At 76.1% G+C, this 9,533-nt stretch carries 8 protein-coding genes; 4 read left to right on the top strand and 4 right to left on the bottom strand.

The features are described from left to right. The 4 genes from IF99_RS0129255 to IF99_RS0129240 all read left to right on the top strand — a co-directional run. On the top strand, nucleotides 1–986 hold a 986-nt coding region (locus tag IF99_RS0129255; protein ID WP_031001274.1), incomplete at its 5' end, for a hypothetical protein. Beyond that, nucleotides 983–4,978 (top strand): type VII secretion protein EccC, encoded by a 3,996-nt coding sequence (locus tag IF99_RS0129250; protein WP_031001270.1) that lies wholly within the window; start codon nucleotides 983–985, stop codon nucleotides 4,976–4,978. The genes IF99_RS0129255 and IF99_RS0129250, both read left to right, overlap by 4 nt. Next, nucleotides 4,975–6,420, top strand: a complete 1,446-nt coding sequence (locus IF99_RS0129245; RefSeq protein WP_031001269.1) for a DUF6177 family protein — start codon at nucleotides 4,975–4,977, stop codon at nucleotides 6,418–6,420. The genes IF99_RS0129250 and IF99_RS0129245 overlap by 4 nt, the downstream gene beginning before the upstream one ends. Before the next feature lie 107 nt (nucleotides 6,421–6,527). After that, complete coding sequence (locus IF99_RS0129240) at nucleotides 6,528–7,115, top strand: TetR/AcrR family transcriptional regulator (RefSeq protein ID WP_031001268.1); 588 nt, start codon at nucleotides 6,528–6,530, stop codon at nucleotides 7,113–7,115. Nucleotides 7,116–7,236: 121 nt separating this feature from the next. Here IF99_RS0129240 and IF99_RS0129235 read toward each other — a convergent pair whose 3' ends face one another. The 4 genes from IF99_RS0129235 to IF99_RS0129220 are packed head-to-tail and all read right to left on the bottom strand — an operon-like array spanning nucleotide 7,237 to nucleotide 9,365. Then, nucleotides 7,237–7,818 (bottom strand): hypothetical protein, encoded by a 582-nt coding sequence (locus IF99_RS0129235; protein WP_051703755.1) that lies wholly within the window; start codon nucleotides 7,816–7,818, stop codon nucleotides 7,237–7,239. Further along, nucleotides 7,799–8,290, bottom strand: a complete 492-nt coding sequence (locus IF99_RS0129230; protein ID WP_031001264.1) for an RNA polymerase sigma factor — start codon at nucleotides 8,288–8,290, stop codon at nucleotides 7,799–7,801. The genes IF99_RS0129235 and IF99_RS0129230 overlap by 20 nt, the downstream gene beginning before the upstream one ends. After that, a complete protein-coding gene (locus IF99_RS0129225; RefSeq protein ID WP_031001262.1) occupies nucleotides 8,287–8,907 on the bottom strand; it encodes a class F sortase in 621 nt (206 codons plus the stop codon). The genes IF99_RS0129230 and IF99_RS0129225 overlap by 4 nt, the downstream gene beginning before the upstream one ends. A gap of 14 nt (nucleotides 8,908–8,921) precedes the next feature. Further along, nucleotides 8,922–9,365 (bottom strand): hypothetical protein, encoded by a 444-nt coding sequence (locus tag IF99_RS0129220; RefSeq protein WP_031001260.1) that lies wholly within the window; start codon nucleotides 9,363–9,365, stop codon nucleotides 8,922–8,924. Between the last annotated feature and the right edge of the window lie 168 nt (nucleotides 9,366–9,533).

Genomic DNA, 9,533 nt, shown 5'->3' with positions numbered 1-9,533 from the left:
CGCCCGAGGACGCCCCCGGCCGCGAACTCGCTCCCCGTGCCCCGGGCGAGGTCCAGCGCCCCGCCGCCGTCCCCGAACCCGCGCCCGTCGCCGATCCCCGGCTCCTCCTCGCCCTTGGCGCGCCCCGCCACGGCGACGCGCTCGCGCGCCGGGCGGGGGCCGGGCTGCGGCGGCTCGCGGCGCCCGCGGCGAAGGAGGCGGGGGACGCGGCGCGCCTCGCGGAGGCCGTGCAGCAGCCGGTCACGACGGGGCGGGTCCTCGCCGTGACGTCCTTGCGCGGCGGGGCGGGCAAGTCGACCGTGGCGGCGCTGCTCACCCGTACCTACGCGCACTACCGGCACGACCCCGTGCTCGGCCTGGAGGCCGACGCGGCGCTGGGCACGCTCCCGCTGCGTCTCGGCGCCCGCACCGTGCGCTGGACGGTCGGGGACCTCGCGGATGTGCTCACGCCGGAGACGCGCCTCACCGACGTGGCCGGCTACCTCGTGCAACTCGAAGAGGGTGGCTGGCTGCTGCCCGCGAGCCGGGGGCAGGTGGGCAATCCGCTCGCCGGGCGCACGTACTACACGGTCGCCCTCGCGCTGCGCCGCCACTTCGGCGTGACCGTCGTCGACTGCGACTCGCTGCCAGGCCAGGTCGCGCGCACGGCGCTCGGCACCGCGCACGCCCGCGTGCTCGTCGCCCCGGCGACCGCCGAAGGCGTCCACGGGACCCGCCAGGTTCTCGACTGGCTCCTCGGCCTGCTCCCGGCCGCGCGGGAGAACACCGTCGTCGTCCTCAACGCGACCTCTCCCGACGCGACTCTCGACCCCGCGGCGGCGCGCGAGCATCTCGCCGAGCCCGGCGTTCCCGTTGTACTCCTGCCGTACGACCGGCACTTGGGGCAGGGCGGCCCCGTGCACGCGGACCGGCTCGGCGAGGCCGCGCGCGGGACAGCGCTGCGGCTCGCGGCCGAAGCGCTCGGGCGGGCGGTGCGGACGCGATGACGCAGCGGCTCGTCCACCGTCCCGCGCGCTCCACGCGGCCCCTGCCGCCGCCCGCGCCGCGCGCGATCGAACCCCCGCCGAACCTGCCCGAGGGCAAGGTCGGCAACGCGGCGACGGCGCTGCTGCCGCTCGCCGGGGTGATGAGTTCCGTCGTCATGATGACGATCGTCCGCAACAGCCAGTACGCGATGCTCGGCGCGCTCGTCCTCGTGCTCGCGCTGTGCGGCGCGCTCGCGTTGTTCCTCTCGCAGCGCGGCAAGGCTGGCCGCACCCGGCGCGTGCAGCGCGAGCGGTACCTGGAGTACCTGGAGCGCCTGCGCGAGGAGCTCGCGGACGAGGAACGGGCTCGCAGGGAAGCCGCGTTGCTCCTCGATCCGGCGCCCGCCGCGCTGCTCGACCTCGTCCGTGCCCCGGCGCGCCGCTGGGAGCGGCGGCGCGGCGACGCCGACTTCCTGCGCGTACGGGCCGGGACGGGCGACGTCGTGGTGCGGGACCTCGGCATCGCCGAGCACGCGACGGGTTCGGGGGTGCTGACGCCGCCCGATCCCTTCATGCTCAACGAGGCCCGGGCGCTGCGGCAGCGCTTCACGAGCGCCGCCGGGTTCCCGCTCACCGTACCGCTCGACGGCGTCGGCAACGTCAGCGTCGTCGGGGCGCGCGAGGACGTCCTGCGGGTCGTGCGCGCGCTGCTCGTGCAGGCCGCGGCGACGCACGCGCCCGACGACGTGGCGCTCGCCGTCGCGAGCACGGACGAGGCGGAGTGGGAGTGGGTGAAGTGGCTGCCCCACGTCCTCGACCCGCAGCGCTTCGACGGGCCGCTGCCCGCGCGGCGCATCGCGGCCACGCCCGCGGAACTCGCCGCGCTCGTCGCGGGCGACCTCGGGCGCAGGGCCGGGTACGCGGCCGAGGTGCGGCGGGGGCTCGCCGCCAGGGAGGCGTTGCGGCTCGGCGACCGGCTGCTCGTCGTCAGCGACACGTACGGGGATGTCGCCGCCGAACTCCGGCGCCCCGACGAGGCGATCGGCCTCGCCGACATGGGCGTCACGGTGCTGCACCTGCTCAGCGAGCGGGTGCACGAACCGGATCACGTGGCGGTACGGATCACGGTCGACGGCGAACGGCTGCTCGTAGAGGACCTGCGGGTGTCCGCGGAGGACGAGGGCCGGCCCGCGCCGGGCCCCGTGCCGGGGCTCGCCGACGAGGTGAGCACCCCCGCGGCCGAGGGCCTCGCCCGCACGCTCGCCCCTTTGCGGCTCTCCGCCGAGTCGGCCGCCGAGGGGACGCCCGTCGCCGGGCCCGTTGACTTCCCCGCGCTCCTCGGCATCGAGGACGCGGCCCGACTCGACCTTGCCGAGTTGTGGCGCCCACGCTCGGCCCGCGACCTGCTGCGGGTGCCGATCGGCCTCACCGACCGGCACGAGCCCGTCCTTCTCGACCTCAAGGAGTCCGCGCAGCTCGGCATGGGACCGCACGGGCTGTGCGTCGGCGCCACCGGCTCCGGCAAGAGCGAACTCCTGCGCACGCTCGTCCTCGCTCTCGCGACGACCCATACCCCGGAGCAACTCGCCCTCGTCCTGGTCGACTACAAGGGCGGCGCCACCTTCGCGCCCTTCACGCGCCTCCCGCACGTCGCCGGGATGATCACCAACCTGGAGAACCAGGCGGGGCTCGTGGAGCGCGTGCACGCCTCGCTCGCGGGCGAGGTCAAGCGCAGACAGCAAGTCCTCAAGGACGCCGGGAACTTCGCCGACATCGGCGCGTACGCCCACGAGCGCGCCACACGCCGGCCGGACCTCGAAGCGCTCCCGCACCTCTTCGTCGTCATCGACGAGTTCGGTGAACTCCTCACGGCGAAACCGGACTTCATCGACCTGTTCCTCTCCATCGGGCGCATCGGCCGCTCCATCGGCGTACACCTTCTCCTCGCCAGCCAGCGCATCGAAGGCGGGCGCCTGAAGGGGCTCGACACCTACCTCTCCTACCGCCTCGGCCTGCGCACCTTCTCCGCCGAGGAGTCCCGCACCGTCCTCGACACCACCGACGCCTTCCACCTCCCGCCGCTCCCGGGCTTCGGCTACCTGAAGGTCGACACGTCCACTTACGAGCGCTTCAAAGCGGCCTATGTGTCCGGGAGTTACGAGAGCCCCGTGCGCGTGCGGGAGGAGGATGCGGCCCCGCGCGTGCTGCCGTACCCCGCCCGCGCGCTGCCGAGCGCCGAGGCGGCTCCCGAGGCCGGTCCCGCCGCCACGCCGCCCGCGACCGGGACCGGGCTGCTCGGTGTCATGGTCGACCAGCTCGCCGCCGCACCGCCCGTACGCCGCATCTGGCTGCCGCCCCTGCCCGGCGCCGTAACCCTCGACCAGGCCGCGGGCCCTCTGGAGGTCACGCACGAAGGGCTCCGCCTGCCGCGCCCCAAGGGCCCGCTGCGGGTCCCCGTCGGCGTCCTCGACGATCCCGCCCGGCAGCGGCAGGAGCCCTGGTACGTGGATTTGACCCGCGCGGGCGGGCACCTCGCGGTCATCGGCGGTCCGCAGTCGGGCAAGACGACCCTGCTGCGCACCCTCGCCCTCTCCCTCGCCCTCGTGCACACGCCGTACGACGTCGCGCTCTACGGTCTCGACCTCGCGGGCGGCGGCCTCGCCGCACTCTCCCGTCTGCCGCACGTGGGCGGCATCGCCGGCCGCGCCGACCACGAGCGCGCGGCCCGCACCGTCGCGGAGGTCCGCGCCGCGCTCGCCGCGCGCGAGGAGGCCTTCCGCCGCCACGGCATCGACTCGCTCGACGAGCTGCGCCACCTGCGCGCCCAAGGCAGAGCGAGCGAACTCGGCTCCACCGACGTGGTGTTGCTCATCGACGGATACGGCTCCCTTCGCGAGGAGTTCGCCGCGCTCGACGAGGACGTGACGGATCTGCTCAAGCGGGGCGGCGCCTACGGCGTCCACGTCGTCGCAGGGATGCTGCGCTGGAACGACGTCCGCATCGCCGCCCAGTCGCTCTTCGGCACCCGCGTCGAACTCCACCTCAACGATCCCGGCGACTCCACCGTGGACCGCAAACTGTCCGCGACGCTCGACGCGGCGGCCCCGGGCCGCGCCCTGACCGACGGCCGCCTCTTCGCCCACGTCGCCCTGCCCCGTATCGACCGCGAAGCCACGACCGGCGACCTCGGCGGCGCCGTCGAGCGGGCCGCGCGCAGCCTGCGCGCCGCCTGGCCCGGCGAGGTCGCCCCGCAAGTGCGGATGCTGCCCGCCGAACTGCCCGCGAACCGGCTGCCCGGCCCCGCCGCCGAACCCGACCGCGTCCCGCTCGGCGTCGAACAGGACACCCTCGGCCCCGTGCTCCTCGATCTCTTCGGCCAGGAACAGCACTTGCTGGTGCTCGGCGACAACGAGTGCGGCAAGACGAACCTGTTGAAGCTTGTCGTCTCCCAACTTGTCGCCCGGCACAGTGCGAAGGAACTCGTCTTCGGCGTCTTCGACCCGCGCCGGGGCCTGCGCGGTGTTGTCCCCGAGGCATACCGGGGCGGCTACGCGCACAACGCGCAACTCGCCGACGCCCTCGCCACCGGCATCGCGAAGGAACTCGCCAGGCGTATGCCCGAGAGCGCCGACCCGGACGCCGCCGAGAGCGGCTCCGCCTTCACCGGGCCGCGCATCGTGATCCTCGTCGACGACTACGACATCCTCGCCACGGCCGGGCAGCAACCCCTCGCCGCCTTCCTCCCCTACCTCTCCTCGGCCCAGGACCTCGGCCTGCACTTCGTCCTCGCCCGGCGCGCCGCCGGCGCGGGGCGCGCGCTGTACGAGCCGCTGCTCACCGCACTGCGCGAGACGGGTGCGACCGCGCTCGTCATGGACGGCGAACGTGCCGAGGGGCAGCTCTTCCCCGGCGTCCACGCGAGCCACCAGCCCCCGGGGCGCGGCATGCTCGTACGGCGCGGACGGCGGCCCCGCCTCGTACAGCTGGCCCTCACCGGGGAGCCCGCACCGTGACCCGCGACGTCATCGCGCTGACCGCCGCGCCGCCCGACCGCGCGACGCTCCTCGCGGGCCTCTTCTCGGGCGGGCCCGACCTGCGCCTGGACACGATGGCGGAGAGCGCCGTCACCCAGCTGTGCGCCCCCGACGGGCGCCCGCTCGTCGCGATCGAGGCCTCCGCGCTCGTACGGGTGCCCGACGAGGTGCGCCGGCTGCTCGGCGTGGCCTCCGCGGGCCCCGTGTGGTGGACGGAGGCCCGTGCCTCGACGGCGGTACCCGAGGCATACGCGCTCGCCCGTTCCTTCGCGGGGCGGCTCGTGACCGTCCTCGGCGGCACCGTCTGGCCCCCGGACGCCCTCACGACCGACGTCGTCCCGCTCCGCACCGACATCGCGGCAGTGCCCGTGCCCGACACCGGCATCCCCGCCGTGGACGTGCTCACGCCGCGCGCTCTGGTCGTCATGCAGGACAGGCCCGTCGTTCCGCTCAGTACGTGGCTCGCCGACGCCCTGCAGCACGCGGCCGACACCGACCGCGCCCTCCAACTCGTCACCCCACCCGCGAGTAGGCTCACGCTCCCGCTGCGCACCGCGCTGCGCGGACTGCCGCACCGCTGGGTGGTACGGGACGAGCGGCGGGGCCTGTACGACGGCCTCTCGGGCGTCCGGCTGCGCTGGCGCGGCGGGATTTTCGGCCCGGACCTCGACGAGCGCGGCTCCGCACGCCTCGTGGACCCCTTCCGCGAGCCCGGCGCCGAAGCGGTGCGGCAGCTCGTCCTCCAGGTGCGCACCCGCCACCACCCCGACGCGGGGCTGATGCTCGGCGGTGCGCTCGAAGCGGTCTTCCGGCGGCTCACGGGCGCCGCGCCGCAGGGCTGGGGCACCGCCGAACCGGCGGGGAACCCCTGGTCGCGGCGGCAACTCACCGAGCTGGCCCGCGCCCGCGCGCCCCGGCCGACCCTGCTCACCATCGTCGGCGCGGGGGCGCTCGCGACAGCGCGGGTGCTGCGTACGCGGGAGGGGGTCGAGGAGGACGTGACGGTGGTGGGGGGCGTAGGCGCGGCGGGGGAAGGGAGCGGTGCGGGTTCCGACGCCATGGGTCCGGATGCCGTAGAGGGTGTCGCCCGGGAGCTGCACGCGGGGCACGGCCTGCTGAGCCTGCTCGCCTCGTACCGGACAGGGCGCGCGGATCTCACCGTGCCCGCGCGCTTCGAGCCGCCGCCCGTGCCGATGCGCCTCGTCGTGCCGGAGCACTCGGCGCGGACCGGTGCGGGGCTGCCCGCTCCCGTGCGACTCGGCGCGGGCGTGGAGGCGGCGCGGCTGTACCGGCTGGGGGACGGGAGCGATGCGGTGGCGGCGTGGCGGGCGCTGGAGCGGTTGACCGGGGAGGGGGCAGGGCGGGCTAGTCCGGGCCCTGGCGCCGGTCCGGGTGCTGGTACCGGTTCGGGTGCGGGCTGAGGACGGCGTCCGTCAGGGCGTGGTGCGGGGACGTCGTCCGTCCGTGGGGGCGCGCCGCCCGCGTCGTACAATGTGGAACGACGATCCGATTCGATGGAGGAGCAGCCGTGGCCAGCGACGAGAGCCCTGGCGCCGTGCCGGAGGCGCCCCGGGCCGTGCGGCGGGACGTGCGGCGGAATCTCGACGCGCTGCTCGCCGCCGCCGCCGAGGTGTTCCGGGCCGAGGGCGTGGACGCGCCCGTGCGGCACATCACGGAGCGGGCCGGGGTCGGGGTCGGCACGCTCTACCGGCACTTCCCGCTCCGCTCGGACCTCATCGTCGCCGTCTTCCGGCACGAGGTCGACGCGCTCATGGCCGCCGCCGCGCCGCTCTCCGCCGCGCACCCGCCCGTCGAGGCGCTCGTCCGCTGGCTCGAACGCCTCGCCGGGTTCGTCGCCACCAAGCGCGGGCTGAGCGGTGCGCTCCACTCGGGCGATCCGGCGTACGAGGGGCTGCGTGAGTACTTCGAGAGCCGCTTCGTGCCGGTCATCGAGGAACTCATGGACGCCGCCGCCGCGACCGGCGAGATCCGTGCCGGGCTCTCCCCGTTCGACCTCCTGAACACGCTCGCCAACGTCGTGAACCCCGACGACCCCGCCTACACGGGCCGTGTCATCGCGCTCCTCATGGACGGGCTCCGCTACCGCGCCGGTTGACGTCCCGCCGCGCCAGGCGGGCCGTCGCGGCGCTGCCGGGCCGCGCGACCCGCCGCCGAACCGGCCGACGCGCTGCCCCTCCGCGCCCACGCTCCCGCCAGGTCCGCCCCGGGCCGTCCCCTCACCGCCTGCCTGGTGTCGTGTCCGCCCCCGGCACCGCCTCGCGCCGCGCCGCGGACGAAGGCTGCTCCGGGGTCGGTCCCGTCGTCGGGCCGGTCCGCTCCGCCGGGCCGGTCGAGCGCGTTTCCTGCTCCCTCGGCCGTTCGGCCCGGTCGCTGGGACGTTCGGCGGAATCGCTCAGCCGTCCGGCGGGACTGCTCGGCCGCCCGGCCCGGTCGCTCGGCGGCTCCGACGGGAGGGGCGTCGGGCTCTGACGCGGGGCGCGGCTCGGCTCGGCCGTCGCGGAGGGGTCTCCCGTCGTGGCCGGTGCGCCGCTTGCCGACGGCCCCGGGCCGAGGGGGAGTTGGTGCTGCTCCCGCTGGTCGGCCGTGCGCGGCGTCAGCGTGAACAGGGCCGCGCAGGCCGCCGCCGTCGCGAGCGCCGCGCCCGCTCCCGCACGGACCGCCCTGCGGCGCCGCGCGCGTCGGCGGACCGCCGCGAACCGGCCTGCGGGGGCGGGGAGTTGCGCCGGGCCCTCGTCACCGCGCAGGAGCACGAAGAGCGGGTCGTCCGAGGGGTCCTCGTCATCGAACCGGGTGGTCAACGGTCCTCCTCAGGTGGGCGCGCAGCAGTTCGCGGGCAGCGTGCAGGTCGGCCTTCACTGTGCCCTCCTTGCGTCCGGTGAACGCGGCGACCTCGCGGACCGGCATATCGGCGTAGTAGTGGAGCAGGATCGGCACGCGCAGCCGCTCGGGCAGCGACTGGACGAGCAGCCTGACGGTCGGGTCGGGGACGTGGTCCGGCTCGCGGAGCGCCGTCTCGGTCCCGGCGCGGCGCAGGGCGGTGCGTTCGCGTTCGAGGGCGCGCCAGTGGTCCCGTACGAGGTTCGCGGCGGTCACGTACAGGAAGCCGCGCGGCTCGTCGACCGAACTCCAGCGCGCCCACAGGCGGGTGAAGGCCTCCGAGGCGACCTCGTGCGCCGTTCCGTCGTCGTCGACGAGCCGCCGTACCCACCCCGCGAGCCGGGGGTACAGCGCGGCGAACAACTCGGCCGCCTCGCGCTCGCGCCGCCTCACGAGGCCCCCGTGCGGTGCGCGAAGACGATGACGTTGGCCGAGTAGCCCGCCGCGCTCCGTTGCCCGCCGCAGGTGATGAGCCGTAGTTCGGCGCGCCCCACGTCCCCGTACACCTCCTGTGTCGGGAATTCGCTCTTCGCCACCGTACGCACCCGGTCCACGACGAAGCGCGCCGAGGTCCCGTCCGCCCGCCGCACCACGACCGGGTCCCCGGGCCGCACGTCCCCGAGCCGCCGGAACACCCCGTCGCGGTGCGGCCCCGTCGTCACGTGCCCGAGGACGACGGCGGGCCCGCGCTCACCGGGCGGCGGCCCGTACTTGTACCAGCCCGCGACATCGTGCGCGACGAGCGGCGGCACCTCCACGGTCCGGTCGGACGCGAGGCCGAGCGGGGTGAGCGAGGTGTCGACACCCGCGTCGGGAACGAGCAGGCGGGTAGGGCGCGCGGTCGGGGCGTGCGAAGGGCCCGGCTGGGGGGCCGTGGTGGTGCGGGACGGGGCGGGCGAAGCGGTGGTACGCGCCGTGCCGGGTGCGGCGCCCGCGTCGCCCTCACGCCCGGGGCCGGGCCCGCAGCCGGTGCCGAGGAGCGACACCAGCGCGAGCCCGGCCACAAGCAACCCGGAGCGACGCCTCACGCCCCCGCGCCCTGACGGCGGCGGCGCAGCACCACGACGCCACCGGCGAGCAGGACGGAGGCCGAGGCGACTCCCCCGATGACGGCGGCGTCGCTGCCGCCCGAGGTGCCGGTGCCGGAGCCGGTGTCGGGGGCGCCGGCGGGAACGGTGCCGACCTGTCCGGTGGTGGGGGCGCCCCGCCGGGCCTCGGACGGATTGGGCACGGGGGTGGCGCTCTGCCTGGCCTCGGACGGGGCGGGGGTGGCGGCCCGCCCCGCCTGGGAGGGGACGGCGCTCGGCGGGGGAGTGGAGTCCTGAGCGGCCCCGCCCCGCCCGTCGGACGGAACGGGGCTCGCGGAGGCGGGCTGCCGGGGCGCGGCGTCGTCCGCGAAGGCGGGGGCGGCGGCGGTGGTGAAGGCGGCGGCGAGTACAGCGGCGGCCAGGAAAGAGCTGCGGCGCAAGATGCGGTCCTTCGTCTCTGGGGGGTGGCCCGCGCGAGGCGCGGGGGCGGAGGCGTCCCGCGCGGCGTTTCCCGCGGGACGGACACAGAGACGGAGGGAGGAGGGGCCGGGTTGTAAAGAACGGGCAAAGTCAGGGGAGGGGGCGGCGGGGGATGGGCTGTTGGGCTC

Origin of the sequence: Streptomyces sp. NRRL F-5630 (assembly GCF_000719475.1) — a bacterium.
GTDB lineage: Bacteria > Actinomycetota > Actinomycetes > Streptomycetales > Streptomycetaceae > Streptomyces.
Note: the sequence above shows the minus strand (reverse complement) of the source record. Positions and strands in the feature narration are given on the sequence as shown.

What these genes read in the sequence shown, in the direction of transcription:
- IF99_RS0129250 (WP_031001270.1), top strand. Translation starts at nt 983, where the DNA reads ATGACGCAGCGGCTCGTCCACCGTCCCGCGCGCTCCACGCGGCCCCTG.